Source organism: Cohnella algarum (assembly GCF_016937515.1).
Classification (GTDB): domain Bacteria; phylum Bacillota; class Bacilli; order Paenibacillales; family Paenibacillaceae; genus Cohnella; species Cohnella algarum.
This window is the reverse complement of sequence record NZ_JAFHKM010000002.1, coordinates 3,756,731-3,776,938: the sequence shown is the minus strand read 5'-3', so window position 1 is coordinate 3,776,938 and position 20,208 is coordinate 3,756,731. Positions and strand designations below refer to the sequence as shown.

Sequence of the window (20,208 nt, the reverse complement as noted above, 5' to 3'; positions counted from 1 at the left end):
TGGTCGTTAATTGCGATTTCGCGCTTCGGGGCAAATAACGGTCCGGGGAGGCCGTTATTCGCGAATTACCCCGCACCGTAGGCAAATGGAAGCTGCCACGAAGCCGCTCTGATTCGCGGTCCGCTTTCCGGCACGGCCAGCATTTCCGTGAGCGCGACCGGCTCGTATCCTTTGGCGCGAAGCCAATCGATCAGCGGGGGCAGCGCCTCGACCGTGCCGGACAAATCCTGTCCGACGCCTCCGCCCGCGTGCAGCAAAATAATCGAACCCGGCCGCACCGCCTCGGTCACATTCCGGATAATTTCGGGCGCTTGAAGCTGACGCCAATCGAGAGAGTCAACGTTCCAATTGACGACGGTATAGCCCTGCGAGATCGCCCACTTCAACTGCGGCTCCGTAATCTCTCCGTACGGCGGACGGATCAGCTTCGGGACGAACCCGATTTGCTTGCGGATAATCGCACCCGTCCGTTCGATTTCGGAAACCATTTTCCGCGTGGACAATCGCGAGAAATCCGGATGGCTGAACGAATGGTTGCCGATCGCATGCCCTTCGGCGTGAATTCGCTTGACCAATCCCGGATGCTTGGCCGCTTTCATCCCCACGACGAAAAACGTCGCATGCACCCTTTTTTCCTTTAAAATATCCAGCACCTGCGGCGTAAACCTCGGATCCGGCACGTCGTCGAACGTCAGCGCCACCTGACGGGGGCGGCCCGGAGCGGATAAAATAAACGCGCCTCTGTACCTTCGCTGCATATCGGCCCAATTTAGCTTCGGCCGGCTTTCGTTCGCGCGAACGAGACGCTCCGTTTCCGCGTTCGTTCCCGATCCAACGAGACGCCCCGCTTCCGCGTTCGTTCCCGCAGCCGCCCCTTCTCCTTCGGCGAACAGCAAAAGAACGGCGCAGCCCAGCAACAGCGCGCGCCGTCCCCATCCCGATATAAGCATCGCTACCACCCCACTCCCTTGAGAAACCTGCGCCTCCCATAGGGTTAGCGGAACGACTTTTTATCATGCATAAGCATCTGGCCCGATCTGCGGCTATTTCTCGATCGATTCCTGAAATTGCTCGATTTGCTCGTTCGTCCCGATGACGACCATGACGTCTTTTTTCTCCAGCAAATCTTCGGCCGTCGGGGCGATAATGATGCCTTTCGGCTTGTTGATGGCCACGACGCTGCAGCCGAAGCGCCCGCGGGGATTGACCTCGGAGAGCGATTTGCCCGTCAGGCAGTCCGGCACGTTCAATTCCGCGATCGTGTACGTCTTCGAAAGCTCGATGTAATCGAGCAGATTCGGCGAGACGAGCTGGTGCGCCACGCGAATGCCCATATCCCGTTCGGGGTAGATGATCCGGTCGACGCCAAGCCGCTCCAACACCCGGCCGTGAAGCTCGTTCACCGCCTTGGCGACGACTTTTTTGACGCCGAGCTCCTTTAGCAAAATCGTCGCGAGAATGCTCGCCTGGATGTCGTCCCCGATCGCGACGACTCCGCAATCGAAATTGCGGGCGCCGATGGAACGGAGAACTTCCTCCTCCGTTGCGTCCGCAACGACCGCATGCGTCAGGACGCCGCTCATCTCCTGCACCTTTTCCTCGTCGCGGTCCACGCCGAGCACCTCGAAGCCGAGCTCGATCAGCTCGCGGCCCAAGCTCGACCCGAAACGTCCCAGTCCGATAATGACAAATTGATTCAGCTTCATGTTCGCTCTCTTCCTCTACCCGATCATAATTTTGCCTTCGGCGTGGCGGTACAGCTCGCGGCCCTTTCTCGGTCCGAGCGCATAGCCCATCGTCAACGGGCCCAATCTGCCGATAAACATCAGCAAAACAATCATGATTTTCCCCGCGTCCGTCAGCTCGAGCGTCAAGCCCATCGACAGGCCGACCGTGCCGAACGCGGACGTCGCCTCGAATAAAATCATCAAAAAATGGCGGTCCTGCGTCGTCGAAAGAATCATCGTTCCGATCAGGACGATGGCGAGCGATATAAGCGTAATGGTGAGCGCTTTATATACCCGCTCCTGGGCGAGGCGGTACCGGAACATCGCCACGTCCTGCTTGCCCCGGATCATCGCCCACACGGCGCCGAGCAGCGCGGCGAACGTCGTCGTCTTGATCCCCCCGCCCGTCGAGCCCGGCGACGCCCCGATAAACATATACAGGATGATGAAAAATTGGGTCGCCTGGCGGAGCGAAGCGATATCGAGCGAGTTGACGCCCGCCGTGCGAGGCGAAACCGACTGCAGGAACGCGGCCAATATTTTCTCGCCGAACGTCAGCGGGCCCATCGTGTCCGGATTGGAGTATTCGAAAATGAAGATGACGAACGCGCCGAACAAAATCAGAAACCCGGACATGCTGAGCACGACTTTGGAATGCAGCGTCAGACGCCTCGTTTTTTTGAAATCCGCCAAATCCGACAGCACGACGAAGCCGAGCCCGCCCGAGACGATGAGCAGCATCGAAACGATGTTGACGAGCGGATCCCCCGCGTACATCGTCAGGCTCCGGTAATCGCCCATAATATCGAAGCCGGCGTTGTTGAAGAAGGAAATCGCATGAAAAACGCCGAGATACGCCGCGCGGCCCGGGCTGACGTCGAACATGAATCTCGCGGTGAACAGCACCGCTCCGGCGGCCTCGATCGACAACGCGTAGACGACGACGCGGCGAACGAGCCGCACGATGCCTTCGATGCTCGTCTGGTTGAGCGCTTCCTGCAGGATGAGCCGCTCCTTGAGCGAGATGCGCCGCTTCAGAAAAATGGCGAACAGCGTAGCCATCGTCATGAAGCCGAGCCCGCCGACCTGAATGAGAACCAGAATAACCAGCTGGCCGAATACGGAATAGTGCGTGCCCGTATCGACGACGACGAGCCCCGTCACGCAGGTAGCCGAAGTCGCCGTGAACAGCGCGTCGAGCCAGGGCGTCGCCTCCCCCGTCGCGGACGCGGCGGGCAGCCGCAGCAGCTGCGAGCCGATGAAGATGATGCACGCGAATCCGAGCACCAGCAGCCGCGGCGGCGATGCCGTCAACCACTTGAAGGCCGCTTTCATGGCTCTTCACCTCGCATTTTATCCAATGATGATCTTCCCTTCCGCATGCCGGTACAGCGAGCGATTTTCCCGGGCGGCGAGCGCGAAGGAGAGCGTATACGGACCGACCCGGCCGACGAACATCAGCAGCATAATGATGATTTTCCCCGCCGTCGACAGCTCCGTCGTCAACCCCATCGAAAGCCCCACGGTAGCGAACGCGGAGGTGGCTTCGAACAGGACGCCCATGAACGACGCGTTTTCCGTTACGGACAGGATCATCGTCGCCGCCACGAGAATCGCAAGAGAGAAAAAGGTGATCATGATCGCCTTGTACACCTGGGTTTGGCCGAGACGGTGGCGAAACAGAACGACGTCCGTTTTCCCCCGGATGACCGCGTAAACGGCGGCGACCAGCACCGCGAACGACGTCGTCTTGATTCCGCCGCCCGTCGAGCCGGGCGACGCGCCGATAAACATCAGCCAGACGATAAAAAACTGCGTCGCCTGGCGCATGTCGTACATGTTGAGCGTGGTGACGCCGGCCGACCGCGGCGTTGCCGAATGCAGCAGCGCGGCAAGGAGCTGGTTGCCGAAGTTTAACGGCCCGAACGTTTTCTCGTTCGTATATTCGAAAATGAAAATGACGATCGCGCCCCCGACGAACAGCAGAACGGTGACGCTCAGCACGACCTTGGAATGAAGCGACAGCCGTTTGCGCTGCGGCCACTCGACCAAATCCGCCAGGACGACGAAGCCCAGGCTTCCGCAAAGGATCAAAATGATGGAAATGACGTTCATGTAAGGATCGGAAACGTAATCGGACATGCTGCGAAAATCGCCGAACAGATCGAACCCGGCGTTGTTGAATACCGATACCCCGTGAAAAATGCCGTAGTACAGCGCGCGTCCGAGGCTCATTTCCTCCATGAACCGGATCGCGTAAAGCAGCGAGCCGACCGCTTCGATCGTCAGCGCATACAGCACGACTTTGCGCACGAGCCGGACCAGCCCCTCCAAAGTGTTCTGATTCAGGGATTCCTGCAGCGCAAGCCGGTCCCGCAGCGAAACCTTGCGCCGAAGCATGAGAGCGAACAGCGTTCCCATCGTCATGAAGCCGAGTCCTCCGACCTGGATCAGGATCAGAAGAACCCAGTGGCCAAACGCGGAAAAATGAGTTCCGGTATCCACCACGACGAGACCGGTCACGCACAGGGCGGAAACCGAAGTGAACCAGGCGTCGATCCAGCTCAGCGTTTGGCCGCTCACGACGGAAACCGGCAGCTTGAGCAGCACGGCCCCGACCGCGATAAGGAACGCGAAGCCGAATACCAGGGTGCGATAAGGCGAAGCATAAAGCCAGCGAACGGCTTTTTTGTACAAGTCGGTCACCTCGTTCGAAGTCAAGCGTCATCCGTTCCGTCCAAACCCGTGAGGGCGAAAAGTTCACCCTTAATCTTTCCGAAATCGCAAAAAAAGACACCGGCACTCCGGTGTCTTCGCACACTGAGTCCTGTTCGGCTGCAGCCTACGAGGTTAGCTGACGGGTTCGGGCCTGAACAGGCAGCCCTATCCCGCGCGCCGCCTGCGCGCGCAAGGAATTCACCCCGACCGCGGCGCCAATGCGGCGGCGGCATTTGGTTCCCCCGTTTTCTTGCGGAAATTCGGCTGTTTAGTATGATAGGGAATAACGATAATAATCGAATGCAAAATTACATACCATCGCATTATAGTCTCTCCGCTTAACGCGGACAACTGCCAAATCCGGCTAATAATGCAGTTTGGAGCGTTAATTGCTTCGGCAAGCGGCGGAAACGGGGAGCGATGCATCAATCTTCGCGGTTATCTTCTATTTTCGTTAATTTAGCTAGCAATCGGGCGGAAAACGAGAAAAAAAGAATTATGCGTCCGGTGTATGCGTTTACCTGAACGATTCGAAAGAGCGGAGTGATCGAATTTGATTTCGAAGCGTTGGCTCGTTTGGTCTGCCATCGGTCTCGTCTTGTATTTTTTTATCCAAGTGGCGCCTTATTTCGGTTCCTTGCAGGACTCCGGGGATTTCGGCATGCTGACCCGCGAGGAAGCGAAGTCGGCGGCGCTTGAAGCGGCAACCGCTCGGTTCGGCATTCCCGCTTCGGACCTGGGGGAAGCGCGCGCAGCGCATCTGTCCGACAGCGAGGGCGTGAGCTACTTGTCCAAAGAAAAGCTGCTCGAAGCTTATAACGACGCGTGGGACGAGCGCTTTCCCACCGATGTTTATCGCGTGGACATTCCGCTGGGAGCCGAAAGCAAGCTGGAACTGTCGCTTCACATGAAAACCGGGGAACTCGTCGCGTGGCGCCACGCGACGGAAGGACGATCGACGGGCGGCGCGGACGAAGATCCCGCCCTCCTTGTCCGGCAGGCTCGCGAAACGTTGGCCGAATGGGGCTTCGCCGCGGAAGACTGGGAACCGACGGGCGAAGTCGCCGCGGACGGCGCGGTCGGCTTCCAGTCCCGGAAAGCCGGGCTCGGAGAGGCGAAGCTGCAAGTGTTCGTCAAGCCGGCGCAGCGTTCGCAAGCTTCCTCCGGAACCGGCGCGGAAAGCTCGGCAGCGGAAGACGGCATCCTGCCCGACCGCGCCGGGAGCGAGCTTCGGTACCGGCTTTTGCCGCCCGCATCCTTTATGCAGTATTTGGAGTCGCAGGAGGAAAAGGCCGCTCTCCTGTCCATTTACGGCTCCATGCTTCCGCAGCTCGTCCTGCTCGTTCTTGCGGTCGTCTACTCGGGGCGTACAGCAGTTGGACCTCGTACCGGCGCGGGGCCTTTTTGGCCCCTTTGTTTTTTGTTTTGTATGCGGCCTTTACGTTCAATATGGCGCCCGCCTTCCGGGCTCAGGCCATCGAATCCGGCATGGGGCAGCCGGAAGCGGCGGCGTTCGGATCGATCGTTTTCAATCTGATGATGCTCGCGGCGATGGCGCTCCTGACTTACTTCTCCGCGGTCGCCGGCGACGGCCTGTGGAAATCGGCGGGCCGCGATTTGTGGCCGAGCTGGCGTCAGCCCGACTACGGCCGGCGGGTGCTCGCCGGCATGGGTCGGGGCTACTTGCTGGCGTTCATCGTGCTCGGCGTCCAATCCGTCGCGCTGCTTGCTTTAACCTTTTTGCTCGGGTCGTTCTCTTCCTCCGACGTCACGCAATCGACTTACAACATGACGTATCCTTGGCTGATGCCGCTGCTCGCCTGGTGCGCGGGCATCTCGGAAGAGCTGCAGACGCGGCTGTTCGGCATCGGACTGTTCCGCCGCTGGCTGACGGGCGGGGCTCGCCGGCTGCTGCGCCGGGAGCCGTCTCCGCGGGCGGCGAAAGCGCTGACGTTCGCGGCGATGCTGCCGGCTTCGCTGCTATGGGCGTTCGGGCATGTCGGCTATGCGATCTATCCCGTTCACACCCGATTGATCGAGCTTGTCCTGATCGGCTGCCTGTTCGGCTGGTTCATGCTCCGGTTCGGCCTGATCGCCGTCATTTTCGCCCACGTTTCCGTGAATTCGATTTTGATGGGCGTGCAGATGCTGTTCGACGGCCTGCGCGTCGATCTGGCGGGCGGACTGTTCAGCTTCGCGATGCCTCTGCTCGTCGCCTGGGCGATCTGGCTGCTTCACCGGCGATTCGGGAGCCGGCCGCCATCGCCGAGCCGTTAGAAAACCAAAAGCCCGGCGCAGGCCGTTGCAGCTTGCCGCCGGGCTTCCGATCCTTATCGAATGATCAGGCCTTTCCCTCTTCTTGCCTCTCCTCGTTCAAAGCCTCCAAAATCCGCTTCGCAAGCGCCTCCCCGATCGAGACGGCGCGGAAATCCTCGACCGACGCTTCGCGGATCGCCTTAAGCGAGCCGAAATGCTTGAGCAGCTGCTTGCGCCGCTTTTCGCCGATGCCGGGAATCGCGTCGAGCGCCGAGGCGACCATCGATTTCGCCCGTTTTTCGCGGTGGAACGTAATCGCGAACCGGTGCACCTCGTCCTGAATCCGCTGAAGCAAATAAAACTCCTGGCTGTCGCGCGGCAGCGGCACGGCTTCCGGGGGATCGCCGACGAGCAGCTCGGCGGTCCGGTGCTTCTCGTCCTTGGCGAGGCCGCATACCGGCACATCCAGCCCCAGCTCGTTGACGAGCACGTCCAGCGCGGACGCGATTTGCCCTTTGCCGCCGTCGACGACGATCAGGTCCGGGAGCGGCAAGTTTTCCTTCAGCACGCGCTCGTAGCGGCGGCGGATCACTTCCCGCATCGTCTCGTAGTCGTCCGGTCCGGTGACCGTCCGCACGTTGTATTTGCGGTATTCTTTCTTGTCCGGCTTGCCGTTGGTAAAGACGACCATCGCGGAAACCGGCGACGTCCCCTGGATGTTGGAGTTGTCGAACGCTTCGATGCGGCTCGCGGACGGAATGCCGATGCGCTCGGCGAGCCCTTGCGCCGCCTTGACGCTGCGTTCCTCGTCCCGCTCGATGAGCCTGAACTTCTCCTCCAGCGCCATCCGCGCGTTGCCGCAGGCCATCGATACGAGCTTGCGCTTCGAGCCCCGTTTCGGCACCCTCACCTTGATGCGCAGCCAATTGCGCAGCGAGGCGACGATGTCGCCGCCTTCCCCGTGCGCTTCATCCTCTTCGTCCTCGTCGTCCTCCGGCACCGCGCCTTCGCCTTCCCCGGGCACGGCTCCGTCCGCGAACGCTTCCGCGGATTCGCCCGTTGCCGCCGCGGCGGCGTCTTCCGCTTCGGATGCCGCGTCCGCTTGCTCCGCGTTCCGCGCGGCCTCCTCCTCCGGCGGCGCGGGCAGCAGCACCTCGCGCGGCAGCGCCGGATTGTCGCTGTAATACTGCGTCAAATACGTCAGAAAGTCGTCGTACGGCTCGCCGTAATACGGAAAAACGGAGACGTGGCGCTGAATCATTTTCCCTTGGCGCATGTACAGAATTTGCACGCACATCCAGCCCTTGTCGACGGCGTAGCCGAATACGTCGCGGTCTTTGGCGTCCGCCATCGTAATCGTCTGCTTCTCCATCGTCGCCTCGATCGCCGCGATCTGGTCGCGGTACTCCTTCGCGCGCTCGAACGCCAGCTCCTCGGCGGCTTGCTCCATTTTTTGCTGGAGCTGTTTTTTGATTTCCCGGTGTCCGCCGTTCAAAAATTTCGTGATTTCGCCCGTCATCCGTTCGTATTCGGACGGCTCGACCGGAAATTCGCACGGCGCCAGGCATTGGCCCAGGTGGTAGTAAAGGCAAACCTTGTCCGGCAGGGTGCGGCATTTCCGCAGCGGATACAGCTTGTCGAGCAGCTTTTTCGTTTCTTGGGCCGCGTACGCGTTCGGATACGGTCCGAAATATTTGCCTTTGTCTTTGACGATTTTCCGCGTGACCTCAAGCTTCGGATGCGTCTCGTTCGTGATTTTCAAATACGGGAACGTCTTGTCGTCCTTGAGCAGCACGTTGTAGCGCGGATGATGCTCCTTGATCAGGTTGCACTCGAGAATGAGGGCCTCCGTATTGCTCGCGGTGACGATATATTCGAAATCGCGGATTTCCGCGACGAGCCGCTGGGTTTTCGCGTTATGGCTGCCGCTGAAATACGAGCGGACGCGATTTTTCAGCACTTTGGCCTTGCCGACGTATATGATGGTGCCCTCGCCGTTTTTCATCAAATAACAGCCCGGCTGATCGGGCAGCAGCGCCAGCTTGCGGCGGATGTTTTCCTTCGCCTCTGCGGGGTCCGAAAACAGAACCGTCGGGATTTGCTGCGGCGTATCCATCGCTTGGGAGCGCCTCCTTGCATCTAAAATAACAGACGATGATGCCGATTTGATTATTATTGTATCACACCCCGGACATGCGCAAAATTCCGCAACTTGTCCGCGCAAACGCTTTACAACAAAATGCGAAGTTGGGTATACTGAAGCTAATGATGTTTTCAGGAGGCTTCCCCATGGAGAACGCTAACGTACAAGATCCACGGCTGCACGTGAACGAAGAGCCCCGCGACGATTTGAAGGATCTCGTTTACGGGTTCGGCGGCATGTTCGGCTTTATGTTCATCGTGTTCACGATCGCGGTCATCGTCAAGTTTATCATCACCGACTGAGACGGTCCAACGCCGAAAAGCCGTCCGGAACCTTTACAGGGTTTCCGGGCGGCTTCTTCTTTTTGAGTCGCAACGATTGCCGGACTGACCGTCAGAAGTCGATATCCCGAAAGATCGTTTCCGTCGGAAGCTCGATGCCGGGCAGCACGTCCGACCGCCCGATCGGCTCGTACTTTCCGTCCGCAAGCCCGTGCATATAGATTTGACGCTCGATGTAATCGACCATCCAATATTCGCGAACTCCGTGCCGCTCGTAAAGCCTGAACTTGTCGACCGCGTCCCGCGTGGCGTTCCGCAAGCCGGGAGACACGATCTCGATGATCAAATCGGGCGCTCCGAAAATGCCGTTCGGCCGCAGCAGATGTCTGCGCTCGTTCGAAACATAGGTCAGATCGGGCATCACGTAATCGCCCGTTTCGCCGTGGGCGTATACGGCCGCATTCGAGAGGAACACCCGGCCTGTCCGGTGACGATTAACGAATTGCTGCAGAATCAGGTGAAGCTGTCCCAATACCGATTCATGCGGGAGCGAACTCGGTTCCCGGAGGACCTGCGCGCCGTCCCACACTTCGTAACGCCCTTCCATGTCGATCGAATGATATTCGAAAGCCATCCGGAGTCCTCCAATGCGCAGAATTTACATATATGGATAGTTTATCGGATATGTGCGGAAGGATCAACGATGGACCGTGTCGAGAAAAGGATCGTTTCATCCGCTTCTTTTTCCGTACTTGAGCCCAAAATAAAACAACTTCCCTGACAGCCAGGCTGCCAGGGAAGTCGAACATGATCCCGTTTATTTTCCCGCCGCTTCTCCTTGCGCCCCGTCCCGCGCCGAGCGCCGCTCCGCCACTTCGTCGAACCTGCGCCGTTCGGTTCGTTCGATTTGCACGATGCGGCCGTCATGCACGATGATCTGGACGGTGCCGTACTGAAGGCCGGATACCGCGTCCGTAATCCGGTTTACCCAGCTTTCCGACAGTTCCAATGGTTTGGGCATATGTCGAGTTCCTCCCCTTGATCGTTTAATCTTAAGCTTCGTGACCGCGGCTCATTCGGTTTTCCAGCACGGATTTGACGATCAGCGTCACGATCGCAAGCAGCATCAGCAAAGACGAGACGGCAAACGAAGCGGAAAACTGATACTCGTTGTACAAAATCTCGATGTGCAGCGGCAGCGTGTTCGTCTCGCCCCGGATATGTCCGGAGACGACGGAAACGGCCCCGAATTCCCCCATCGCCCGGGCGTTGCAAAGTATCATCCCGTACAGCAGCCCCCATTTGATGTTCGGGAGCGTGACCTTGCGGAACACTCTCCAGCCCCGAGCGCCGAGACTGACCGCCGCTTCTTCGTCCTGCGCGCCTTGGGCCTCCATCAGCGGAATAAGCTCGCGGGCGACGAACGGAAACGTGACGAACATCGTCGCGAGGACGATTCCCGGCGTGGCGAACACGATTTTGATATCGTGCTCCTGCAGCCACGGGCCGAGAAACCCTTGGGCGCCGAACAGCAGGATGTAAATCAAGCCGCTGATGACGGGAGAGACTGCAAACGGCAAATCGATCAGCGTGACGAGCAGGTTTTTGCCGCGAAACTTGAATTTGGTGACGGCCCAGGCGGCGGCGACGCCGAAAATCGTATTGAGAGGCACGGCAATCAGCGCGGTCACGAGCGTGAGCCTTAAGGCAGCCATCGCGTCGGGGTCGGCCAGGGCGTCGACATAGGCTCCCCAGCCTTTCCGGAACGCTTCCGCCAGCACCGAAATCATCGGCAGCACGACGATGAGTCCGAGAAAGAGCAGCGCGATGCCGATCAGCGCGAACCGGACGAAGCCGGACTCGGTCAAATGCTTGGGCGAAGGCGCGCGTTTTTTGCGGCCGAGAGGATTGGTGACGATACCCGCCATCGGTTATCCCCCCTAAGCCGAGCGCAAACGGCGGTTGCTCCACCGTTGCAGGACGTTGATCAACAGCAGCAGAAGAAACGACATGACCAGCAGGACGACGGCGACGGCGGCCGCCTGGCCGTATTCGAACTGCTCCAGCTTCGTGACGATGAGCAGCGGCGCGATTTCCGTCTTGAGCGGCATGTTTCCCGAGATGAAGACGACCGAGCCGTATTCCCCGATCCCGCGGGCGAAAGCCATCGCAAAGCCCGTGAGCAGCGGCGGCACCAGCTCCGGAAAGATGACCTTGCGGAACGTCCGGAAACGGTGGGCCCCGAGCAGGGCGGCCGCTTCCTCCGTATCCTTGTCGAGATCCTGCAGCACCGGCTGGACGGTGCGGACGACGAACGGGATGCCGATAAAAATGAGCGCGATCGTAATGCCGATCGGCGTATACGCGACTTTGACGCCGAGCGGCTCGAGCAGCGATCCGACCCAGCCCTTCGGCGCGTAGATCGTCGTCAGCGCGATGCCGGCCACCGCGGTCGGCAGCGCAAACGGCAAATCGATGAGGCCGTCGACGATAGTCTTGCCGGGGAACTTGTAGCGGACGAGCACCCAGGCGAGCAGCAGTCCGAACACCATATTGACGATCCCGGCAAAAAACGCGGTCATCAAGCTAAGCTTATAGGAGGCGACGACCCGCGGCTGCGTGATGGTGCTCCACCACTGCGCCGGACTCAGGTCGGCCGACTTCACGACCAAAGCTGCGAGCGGAATGAGGACGATCAGGCTCAAATACGTGATCGTAATCCCCGTCGTGAGCCGAAAGCCCGGCAGCACTCTTTTTGGCTTGCGAATCGATGCGGTCATGTCTTCGCGTTAACCCCTCTCGCGTTTGCTTCGCTTTCCGTCACCCGGCCGTATAAATCTGATCGAACGTGCCGCCGTCGGCGAAGTGCGTTTTTTGCGCTTCCGCCCAGCCGCCGAAATCTTCGTCGATCGTCAGCAGATTGAGAGCCGGGAACTGATCCTTGTATTTGTCGGCGACCGATTGAAGGCGCGGCCGGTAAAAGTTTTTCGCCGCGATTTCCTGGCCCTGCTCCGAGTACAGGTAATTCAGATATGCTTCCGCGACTTCGCGGGTGCCTTTTTTGTCTACCGTTTTATCGACGATCGCGACCGGGGGTTCAGCCAAAATGCTTATCGAAGGCGTGACGATTTCGAAATCGTCGCCGAACTCCTTGAGCGCCAAATACGCTTCGTTCTCCCATGCGAGCAGTACGTCGCCGATGCCTTTTTCAACGAACGTCGTCGTCGAGCCGCGAGCGCCCGTGTCGAGGACCGGCACGTTCTGGAACAAGGCTTTCAGAAAATCCTTCGTTTGCGCTTCGTCGTAGCCGAGCGTCTGCGTCGCGTAGCCCCATGCCGCGAGATAGTTCCATCTTGCGCCGCCCGACGTTTTCGGGTTCGGGGTGATGACTTGAATCCCTTCCTTGACGAGATCGCCCCAATCCTGGATGCCCTTCGGATTGCCTTTGCGCACGAGGAAGACGATCGTCGACGTGTACGGCGTGCTGTTTTGCTCGAATTGCTGCTGCCACTCAGCATCGAGCAGCCCTGCCGCCGCCACCTCGTCGATATCGTAGGCGAGCGCGAGCGTTACGACGTCCGCTTCCAGGCCGTCGATGACCGAACGGGCTTGCTTGCCGGAGCCCCCGTGCGACTGCTTGATCGTAACCGTCCCGCCGTTCTCCTGCTTCCAATAGTCCGCGAAGCTCTTGTTGAATTCTTCGTACAGCTCGCGGGTCGGATCGTAGGATACGTTAAGCAGCTCGGCGTCGATCGGGGCCGGTTTTTCGCTGCCCGACGGCGAAGCCGATCCGCTCGGGGACGCGCTTTCGGCCGGACTGGCCGACGGGGATGCCGAAGGGCTGGCCGCGCCGCCTCCGTTGTTGTTGCTGCCGCCGCCGCATGCGGATAACGCGGAAATCAAAAGCGCGAAAACGACGAGCAAGCTTGCCGATTTGAAGCCGTTCCTTCTTTTCATTGACCATTCTCCCTTTCCGTTAATTCCTACCCGTTTAGTATGTTTTGGTATTTGCTTGAAATAATAGCATTCGGGTTGGAAAACTGTCAATAACAAAATTTAAAATCATTTATCAAATTAGCTTATGAAAAAAAGCCATTTCGCGGCAAAAACCGACTCGCTCCGGCGAAATTTTCAACCGCGCACCCCGAACTGGGCATTCGCATAGAATGAACCGACTGTTCACAACGATTAACGGAGGTTTTGAAAATGAGCGTGGCGAACGCCTTCCCCGCAGAGCAGAAATATATTTATAAGCCCGATCCCGAGCTGACGCGGCATTTGAAATCCGTTCAGGATCACGTGCACCGGGTGTGCGCCCCCCACCTGAACCGGCCGGTCATGGTGGAAACGATGGACGGCGACGTCTTCGAAGGCCACATCGTGCATTGCGACAAAGGCGTTCTGTACTTGAGGCTGTCCGCGGAAAGAACGGACCGCGCCTTCTTTCCCGGCCCTTTCGGCGGTCCGGGCCCGTACGGCAATTTCATCCTGCCGCTCGTTCTGTTCAATCTGCTGGCGATTTCTTTGCTTTAACCCGAGTTGCACAAAGCTTCGCCATTCTACTTTGATTCTTAAGGAGCGATGACTTATGGCCTTCATGCCGCCTTTCGGACCCCAAGGCACCCAGCAGCCCCCGACCGCGCCGCCGCCGCTTTCGGCGCCTCCGAGACCCCAGCAGCAAGCCTCGCTGCTCGCCGTCGATCCCGGCGCGATTACCGGCTGCCTGTTTCGCAACACCTACATTTGGCCGACCAGCGGTCCCGGATTTTGGTTTTACCCGATTTTCGTCGGCAGCACGTCGGTCTCGGGCTTCCGGTGGACCGGCTGGACCTGGGTTTTTTCCGGCTTCGACACGCGGCGAATCGATTCGTTTTCCTGCTTCTGATCTGGGGAATATAACGGAAATGGAATATGCGATTTGCGGAAATTCGGCGCGAAAACGGGGAGAAACGAGGAAATAAGGGCTCTGATTTCCGTTACATTTTGAAAAGGGGCCATGGGGCGAAATAGCGAACCCCCATCTCCGTTAACCAGGAGATGGGGGATAAGAGGAGTTGCGGTCGTTTGGCTGCCATTTTCCCCGACGGTTCGGAACGCTTCCCGCTTACCCGCGATGGTTCCGCCCGCGGACGTGAACGACTTCGACGAAGGGACGGATCCGGTCCATCAGCCGTTGGCCTTTATGCATTTCCTCGCCTTCCTTGTGCGTGAAGCTGAAATGCCGTTCCAGCGAGTCGAAGTCGTGGTTCGACGTGTAAAAGGTCGGCTTGCGGTTCATGCGCGCGTTCAGGATGGCCCCGAGCACATGATCGCGCACCCACGGGCTCAAATTTTCCGCGCCGATATCGTCGAAGACGAGCAGATCGGCTTCCTTCATCAGCGTCAGCGTTTCCTTCAGCTTTTGCGGCTCCATCATGAGAGCCTTGGCGTCTTCCACGAACTCCGGCATGTAGACGATCACGCCCGAGTACCCCGCTTTGGCCAGCTTATGAAGCAAAAAGGCGGCCATGTACGTCTTGCCCGTGCCGAAGCTTCCCATCAGGAACAGCCCTTTTTTCTGCAAGCCTTGCTCCTGCGTCCGGTCGATGTAGGCGAGCATCTGATGAACGGCATTGATCCGTTCGGGATCGAGGTCGAACATTTCCTCCAGGTCGTAATCGGCGTCGAAATCGATGTTGGCGTTTAAGCTCGTAATCCGGCGCCGAAGCTGCTCCTGCTGCTCGTACGCGGTCCATTTCGGGCAGGCGGCTTTGTGGTCGTACAGCTGCCAGCGGCCGTTCACCTGGTCGCACGTGATGCGGGTATAGTGCCCCTGCATATCGTTCGGACAACGCTCAAGCCCCGGGCATTCCTTGCAATTGCGGTATTCGGCCGCGCATTGATGCAGCCGGTTCATATTGATTCTGAGCGTCCGCTCGTCCAGCCCGGGATAGCGGGAACGAAGCTTCATCACGAGCGGGTCCCTCAGCACGCGTTCGGCCAACTGCTCGACGTTTTGCAGCTCCGACGCTTTTCTCCAACCGCGGATGACGTCTCCCAGCGACTCCATGGCTCTCTCCTCCCTTCCGTCAGCCTTTATCCTTCAATTTGCGCACTAGCTCGCGCATTTTCTCGACTTCCTCGGGAGGAATCTCCTCCTTCGGTCCGCGGTCCTCCACCACCGTCATCGCCGGCTTGCGGCGCGGGCCGGTTCGCCCGCGGCCGCCGCCCGCGGCCGAGCCCTTGGACGCATCGTCTTCGCCCCGTCTTCTCCGCTCCAGCGTCTCGTTCAGCTTTTCCTGCTCGCGCACGTAAACCGCCGCTTTTTCGAACGTGTCGATGCCTTTGGCGAGCATGTTGGAGGCGATCGAGTCGATGAAATTTTTCGTCAATCGCTGCGTATGGTTCATGCCGAACACATAATGGATGAGAACGTTGATGACCGGTTCGGGCAGCTTGTAATTCAGGTCGACCCTTTCGAAAATGCGCACGAACGCGTCCGGCACGGCCCCCGGAAAATAGCGCTGCAGCATCCGGGTGTAGGGCTCGTTGCGCAGCATCCGATTGTACGTTTCGACGGACGTTTTCATGCCGAAGCGGTCCGGGATCGCGAACGGCGGAACGCCGGAAGCCCCGCGGTCGAAATCGCCGGTTTCGGGCGCGTAACCCGGCGTTTCCGCCTCGGCCGTGCCCGTCCGGGCCAGGAGGCGTTCGCGTTCCTCTTCCCGCTTCCGGTCTTGCCGGTACATCAGATTCGCCTTCGCCTGAAGCTCCTCCCAGCGCAGCGTGCCGTCCTCGAAGAAAACCCCGTCCTCGTTCAGCAAGCGGCAAATTTCCGGCACTTCCAAATCGTATTTGTAAGCCAAATAGTTCAATTGGTCCATCGTTTCCGGAGCTCTGTACAGCCGTTCGACGAAGCGGCGGTTCGGCGAGCTGCGCGGAAACCGGAGCAGCATGTCGGCGTGGCGGATCCGCTCCGGAGGCCGCACGGCGCGATTTCGCTCGGTTCCGGCGGCGCTCTCCGCGACCGCTTCCTCGAACCCGGAATCGGCCGACCCGGCGCTCAGGCGAAAAATCTCGTAAAACGGGACGGTCGCCTCCTCCCGGTTCAAAAATCGGCTCAGCCCGGAGGGCTTGGCCGGCGCCAGCGATTCGCGCAGCTCGTCGAACGCCATCTTCCCGATTTTGTCGCGGAGCAGCAAAGCGAGGTGAACGGTCGCGAAAAACTCCGCCGCGCCGAGCGGCCGCTGCAGCGCGTATTCGTAAATCGTTTCGTCCTGGACGGGATCGTGCCGGCGAAACACTTGCATCAATCCGACGGCCTCCAGCCTGGAGGCTTGTTCGATCAGCGTTTGCCTGCCGTCCGGGCTCATCTCCAAGTCCAACCCGAGAAATAGCTTGCGCTGCGCTTCCAGCGCGGAGTAGCCGACCCGGTCCCCGGCCAAATGTTGATATAATAATTGATAAAAGCTTGCGGCAAACGCGCCGACCATCGGCTGATACAGCTGTACCAGCATCTTTCGGTCGAGCCCGCTCAGCGCGAAATCCCGATAGACGACAAAGCGATGATGTTCCGTAAATTCCAACCGGTTCGATACGCGCATGGCGAGCCCGACCACTCTTTTCGCATAATATTTATAGGTTAGTCTATTGTAGCATAAACATAGGCGGCGCTGACCGACAAAAAAGAGACCCCCGCAAGACGCCTGCGGAAGTCCGATTGCATGCTTGCCGGCATCGGCCGGAGCGGCTTGCGAAGCTGCCGGAACGGCTTATCGCCGAACGTCCCGCGCCGGCTGCGCGTCGCGAAACACCCAAAGCTTCGTGCCGGTGTAATTGACCGCGAGCGATGCCCCGACCGACACCAGCTTGGCCGCCCACGCCGCGAAGCCGAGCCCGTGCTCCAGCCCGAGCAGCACGCCGGTGGCGCAGGCGAACGAAAGCGCGTTAACGATCATGAAACGAACCCATTCCCCCGCATTCGCCCGCTCCTGAACGCGAAACGTCCAGCGCCGGTTCAGCCAGAAGCTGTTGACGACGCCGCAGCCGTACGAAACGATTTGCGCGACTCCCGACATGACGCCGAATCCGTATACCAAAGCCGCAAAAACGGCGAAATCCACGCCCGTGTTCGCAACGCCCACAAGGCCGTATTTCGCCACCCGCAGCCATTCCTTATTTGCCATTCCGCACCGCTCCGATCCGTTCTGCCTAAAACATCTTGTAGCCGTTTTTGCGGAGCGAGCGAATCGCCCAACCGCTCGTCAGCGCGCCTCCGATGCCGGCGAGGAACGGCCAGAGGAAGACGCCGAGAAACGCCAGCAGGCTCAAGTCGGGCTTCCAAAAATACCAGACGCCGAGCGGGAGCACGATAATGACATACAGCCAGGTCGGCAGCCACGTCGTTTTAATCAGCATATTCAAAATAAAGCCGATCCCGAAAAACAGCACGAAAAACAGCACGGTCCCGACGATTTCCTGCAAAATCTCCCGCATGACGAAAAATCCCCCCGAGATGGTATCACTACTCAGTTTACAAGATCGGTCTCGGGACAGTCAATCGAAACCGCTTTTATTCGGACGCTCATCTTCCCGTCAGGCCCGCGTTCACTTCATTGTCATCGCTTTGTCAACGATTTGCTTTACCTTTCGTTTGCCCCGCCTCCCTCGTTCCGCTACAATTAATAAATAGAAGGAAGCAGACAAGCTAATCACGACAGGGGAGAATGGTTTCATGAGCGAAGCAGCCCAAACGCTGGAAGGCTGGTACGTATTGCACGATTTTAGAACGATCGACTGGACGGCCTGGAACGCCGCTTCGTCCGCGGAGCGGGAGCAAGCGAAGAACGAGCTTGCCGGCATGGTGGAGCAATGGGAAGCGGTCGAACAGCGGAAAGAAGGAAGCCTGGCTTTATACGCGATCGTAGGACAAAAAGCGGATATCGTCTTTATGCATTTGCGGGAGACGCTCGAAGAACTGAACGCGGTCGAGAACGCCCTCAACCGCTCCTCGGCCGGCCGTTTTCTCAAGCCCTCCTATTCCTACGTGAGCGTGGTCGAGCTCAGCAACTACATGGGCCAGCCCGGCGTCGATCCGATGCAGGTGCCGGAAATCGCCGCGCGGCTGAAGCCGACGCTGCCGAAGACGAACCATATTTGCTTTTACCCGATGAACAAACGCCGCCTGCTGGACGACAACTGGTACATGCTGCCGATGGAAGACCGCAAGGCGATGATGCGCAGCCACGGGATGATCGGCCGCAGCTATGCGGGCAAGGTCAAGCAGATCATCAGCGGCTCGGTCGGCTTCGACGATTGGGAATGGGGCGTCACGCTGTTCGCGGACGATGCCCTCCAATTCAAAAAGCTCGTCTACGAAATGCGCTTCGACGAAGTCAGCGCCCGTTACGGCGAGTTCGGCGCGTTTTACGTCGGCAACCGGCTCGACCGGGAATCGCTCGCGGATCTGCTGAAAGCCTGATCCTCGTCGGCAAACCGGCATTATCCGCAGCTTAAAAGGCCGCACCCTTCCGGAAAGGGTACGGCCTTTTCGTTTATTCGTCTTCTTGTATCCGATGCCTCTTATTCGTCATCGTCCAGCGCCTTCATCTGCGCTTCCCATTCGGCCCGCCGCTGTTCCTCCAGAAATTCCTGCGTTTTGCGGTCGCGCTCGCGGCCCTTCTCCTTGAGCCGCTCGATGCCGGGCTGAATGAGCAGGTCGATTTCCGCCTGCACGATGGCCGACAAGTCGTACCGGGATTGCGCCTCCAAAAACCCGCCCACTTCCATCAGCGCGTTGTAGCGGTTCAATTCGTCGCGGGTCAGCAATCCCCGAACCTGCACGCTGCAATGTCTCATTACAGGAATTTGCCTTTGCGCAGCACGAGCGGAATGCCGCCGATGATGAACAGGTAGCGCAGATCGATCGCCTTCTTCAGCCAGGAGGCGACTCGGCCTTTGTACTTCTTGCCGAACGCGATGCCGATCGCTTCGCCTTTGCCTAGAGAGGCGACCGTTCCCTTGTTGCTGAACACGAACGGCTTCGGCGTCTGGTTGCGGATTTGGGCGACCAGATTGTGCGCGCAATTGACGCCTTGCTGCATCGCGATTTGCGCCGTCGGCGGGTACGGGCGCCCTTCCTCGTTGAACATCAGCGAATTGTCGCCCAGCACATAAATGTTCTCATGCCCCGGGGAACGCAAATATTCGTCCACTTTCACGCGTCCGCGCGTCGTCTCGAAGCCGGCTTCCTCGATCAGGCGATTGCCGCGCACGCCCCCCGTCCAGATGACGGTTTGGGATTTGATTTCCTCCCCTTCGCCGACGACGACGCCCTCCGGCGTGCATTCCCTGATGGCGGTGCCGATTTTGAAAATGACGCCCTTCTTCTGCAGCACCTGCATGCCGTATTCGACGAGCTCCGGATCGAATCCCGGAAGCGCCGTCGGCGCCGCTTCGATGTTGTAAATTTTCACGAGGCTGCGGTCCACGTCGAACTGCTTGCACAGATCGGGAACGCGATCGGCCAGTTCGCCGATAAATTCGATGCCCGTAAATCCGGCTCCGCCGACGATAAACGTCAAATAATCGGTTCGGTGCGGCTCCCGCTTATAGCGGGCGAACTGATATTCGATATGCTCGCGGATCAGCCGGACCGAATTGATGCTGCGGATCGTAAACGCGTGTTCGGCCAAGCCCGGAATGCCAAACGTTTCAGGTTCTCCTCCGAGGGCGATAACCAAGTAATCGTAAGAAAGCGTGCCGTCTTCGAGGATGACCTTGCGGTCTTGCGGACGGATTTGCACGACGGTCGATTTGACGAAGTCGATCTTGAATTCGTCGATCAATTTCGAAATATTGACGCGGGCGTTGTCGGGATGGTCCGTCCCGGCCGCCGGCATATGCAGATGAGTCGTAATATAATGATAATCGTGTTTATTTACTAACGTAACATCCGCTTCATTGTAATTTAATTCCTTCTGGAGTCGCAAAGACGTTAGAATGCCGCCGTATCCCGCCCCCAGAATGACGATTTTCGGTATGCTGCTCATGGTTAAATCCCATCCAATCCTGTGTTTGTTTCTCTCCTATTATGCCCATTTCC

Annotated in this window: 22 protein-coding genes and 1 riboswitch; of the genes, 6 read left to right on the top strand and 16 right to left on the bottom strand. The window is 58.9% G+C overall.

Going from position 1 to position 20,208, the window contains the following annotated elements:
- Positions 1-65 precede the first annotated feature (65 nt).
- The 4 genes from JW799_RS16905 to JW799_RS16890 all read right to left on the bottom strand — a co-directional run bounded on the left by JW799_RS16905 (position 66) and on the right by JW799_RS16890 (position 4,424).
- Positions 66-950, bottom strand: coding sequence for a polysaccharide deacetylase family protein (locus JW799_RS16905; RefSeq protein ID WP_205430780.1), 885 nt, complete (start codon positions 948-950; stop codon positions 66-68).
- A gap of 93 nt (positions 951-1,043) precedes the next feature.
- Complete coding sequence (locus JW799_RS16900) at positions 1,044-1,706, bottom strand: potassium channel family protein (RefSeq protein ID WP_080834016.1); 663 nt, start codon at positions 1,704-1,706, stop codon at positions 1,044-1,046.
- A 15-nt stretch (positions 1,707-1,721) separates the two neighbouring features.
- Positions 1,722-3,062 (bottom strand): TrkH family potassium uptake protein, encoded by a 1,341-nt coding sequence (locus tag JW799_RS16895; protein WP_205430778.1) that lies wholly within the window; start codon positions 3,060-3,062, stop codon positions 1,722-1,724.
- A gap of 18 nt (positions 3,063-3,080) precedes the next feature.
- Positions 3,081-4,424: a TrkH family potassium uptake protein gene (locus JW799_RS16890; RefSeq protein ID WP_205430776.1), complete on the bottom strand. Its 1,344-nt coding sequence runs from the start codon at positions 4,422-4,424 to the stop codon at positions 3,081-3,083.
- A gap of 126 nt (positions 4,425-4,550) precedes the next feature.
- Positions 4,551-4,721: riboswitch (cyclic di-AMP (ydaO/yuaA leader) on the bottom strand.
- Positions 4,722-4,998: 277 nt separating this feature from the next.
- Here JW799_RS16890 and JW799_RS16885 point away from each other — a divergent pair.
- Both JW799_RS16885 and JW799_RS16880 read left to right on the top strand, forming a co-directional pair.
- Positions 4,999-5,982, top strand: a complete 984-nt coding sequence (locus tag JW799_RS16885) for a hypothetical protein (RefSeq protein WP_205430774.1) — start codon at positions 4,999-5,001, stop codon at positions 5,980-5,982.
- Complete coding sequence (locus tag JW799_RS16880) at positions 5,934-6,722, top strand: CPBP family intramembrane glutamic endopeptidase (protein ID WP_205430773.1); 789 nt, start codon at positions 5,934-5,936, stop codon at positions 6,720-6,722. The genes JW799_RS16885 and JW799_RS16880 overlap by 49 nt, the downstream gene beginning before the upstream one ends.
- 64 nt (positions 6,723-6,786) lie before the next feature.
- Here the strand turns inward: JW799_RS16880 and uvrC are convergent, their stop codons facing one another.
- Positions 6,787-8,817 (bottom strand): excinuclease ABC subunit UvrC, encoded by a 2,031-nt coding sequence (gene uvrC, locus JW799_RS16875; RefSeq protein WP_080834025.1) that lies wholly within the window; start codon positions 8,815-8,817, stop codon positions 6,787-6,789.
- 173 nt (positions 8,818-8,990) lie between these two features.
- Between uvrC and JW799_RS16870 the strand changes: the two genes are divergently transcribed.
- Positions 8,991-9,146 carry a YqzM family protein gene (locus JW799_RS16870; protein ID WP_139787140.1) on the top strand — a complete coding sequence of 52 codons (156 nt, stop codon included), beginning with the start codon at positions 8,991-8,993 and terminating at the stop codon, positions 9,144-9,146.
- A gap of 91 nt (positions 9,147-9,237) precedes the next feature.
- On the opposite strand, the gene JW799_RS16865 is transcribed toward JW799_RS16870, so the two are convergent.
- The 5 genes from JW799_RS16865 to JW799_RS16845 form a co-directional block, all read right to left on the bottom strand.
- Positions 9,238-9,759, bottom strand: coding sequence for a Uma2 family endonuclease (locus tag JW799_RS16865; protein WP_080834028.1), 522 nt, complete (start codon positions 9,757-9,759; stop codon positions 9,238-9,240).
- A 183-nt stretch (positions 9,760-9,942) separates the two neighbouring features.
- Positions 9,943-10,146 (bottom strand): YezD family protein, encoded by a 204-nt coding sequence (locus tag JW799_RS16860; RefSeq protein ID WP_080834030.1) that lies wholly within the window; start codon positions 10,144-10,146, stop codon positions 9,943-9,945.
- 31 nt (positions 10,147-10,177) lie between these two features.
- Positions 10,178-11,053, bottom strand: a complete 876-nt coding sequence (cysW, locus tag JW799_RS16855; RefSeq protein WP_080834032.1) for a sulfate ABC transporter permease subunit CysW — start codon at positions 11,051-11,053, stop codon at positions 10,178-10,180.
- Between the two features lie 12 nt (positions 11,054-11,065).
- Positions 11,066-11,905 carry a sulfate ABC transporter permease subunit CysT gene (cysT, locus tag JW799_RS16850; RefSeq protein WP_080834034.1) on the bottom strand — a complete coding sequence of 280 codons (840 nt, stop codon included), beginning with the start codon at positions 11,903-11,905 and terminating at the stop codon, positions 11,066-11,068.
- Between the two features lie 40 nt (positions 11,906-11,945).
- Complete coding sequence (locus JW799_RS16845; protein ID WP_080834036.1) at positions 11,946-13,082, bottom strand: sulfate ABC transporter substrate-binding protein; 1,137 nt, start codon at positions 13,080-13,082, stop codon at positions 11,946-11,948.
- A 249-nt stretch (positions 13,083-13,331) separates the two neighbouring features.
- Between JW799_RS16845 and JW799_RS16840 the strand changes: the two genes are divergently transcribed.
- Positions 13,332-13,658, top strand: a complete 327-nt coding sequence (locus JW799_RS16840) for a hypothetical protein (RefSeq protein ID WP_205430772.1) — start codon at positions 13,332-13,334, stop codon at positions 13,656-13,658.
- A 55-nt stretch (positions 13,659-13,713) separates the two neighbouring features.
- The gene (locus JW799_RS16835; RefSeq protein ID WP_080834040.1) at positions 13,714-14,010 is read left to right on the top strand and encodes a transporter; all 297 of its coding nucleotides are present in this window, start codon (positions 13,714-13,716) and stop codon (positions 14,008-14,010) included.
- A gap of 219 nt (positions 14,011-14,229) precedes the next feature.
- Here JW799_RS16835 and JW799_RS16830 read toward each other — a convergent pair whose 3' ends face one another.
- The 4 genes from JW799_RS16830 to JW799_RS16815 form a co-directional block, all read right to left on the bottom strand.
- The gene (locus JW799_RS16830) at positions 14,230-15,174 is read right to left on the bottom strand and encodes an ATP-binding protein (protein ID WP_080834042.1); all 945 of its coding nucleotides are present in this window, start codon (positions 15,172-15,174) and stop codon (positions 14,230-14,232) included.
- A gap of 19 nt (positions 15,175-15,193) precedes the next feature.
- Positions 15,194-16,708: a DnaD domain protein gene (locus JW799_RS16825; protein WP_205430771.1), complete on the bottom strand. Its 1,515-nt coding sequence runs from the start codon at positions 16,706-16,708 to the stop codon at positions 15,194-15,196.
- Between the two features lie 168 nt (positions 16,709-16,876).
- Positions 16,877-17,290 (bottom strand): GtrA family protein, encoded by a 414-nt coding sequence (locus JW799_RS16820; RefSeq protein ID WP_205430770.1) that lies wholly within the window; start codon positions 17,288-17,290, stop codon positions 16,877-16,879.
- 25 nt (positions 17,291-17,315) lie between these two features.
- Complete coding sequence (locus tag JW799_RS16815; protein WP_080834048.1) at positions 17,316-17,600, bottom strand: YuiB family protein; 285 nt, start codon at positions 17,598-17,600, stop codon at positions 17,316-17,318.
- 238 nt (positions 17,601-17,838) lie between these two features.
- On the opposite strand from JW799_RS16815, the gene hemQ reads away from it, so the two are divergent.
- Entirely contained in the window at positions 17,839-18,585 is a 747-nt protein-coding gene (gene hemQ, locus JW799_RS16810) for a hydrogen peroxide-dependent heme synthase (RefSeq protein ID WP_080834050.1), read from the top strand.
- A gap of 101 nt (positions 18,586-18,686) precedes the next feature.
- On the opposite strand, the gene JW799_RS16805 is transcribed toward hemQ, so the two are convergent.
- Both JW799_RS16805 and JW799_RS16800 read right to left on the bottom strand, forming a co-directional pair.
- Positions 18,687-18,962, bottom strand: coding sequence for a hypothetical protein (locus tag JW799_RS16805; protein WP_080834051.1), 276 nt, complete (start codon positions 18,960-18,962; stop codon positions 18,687-18,689).
- Positions 18,962-20,155: an NAD(P)/FAD-dependent oxidoreductase gene (locus tag JW799_RS16800; protein ID WP_205430769.1), complete on the bottom strand. Its 1,194-nt coding sequence runs from the start codon at positions 20,153-20,155 to the stop codon at positions 18,962-18,964. The genes JW799_RS16805 and JW799_RS16800 overlap by 1 nt, the downstream gene beginning before the upstream one ends.
- Positions 20,156-20,208: the final 53 nt, after the last annotated feature.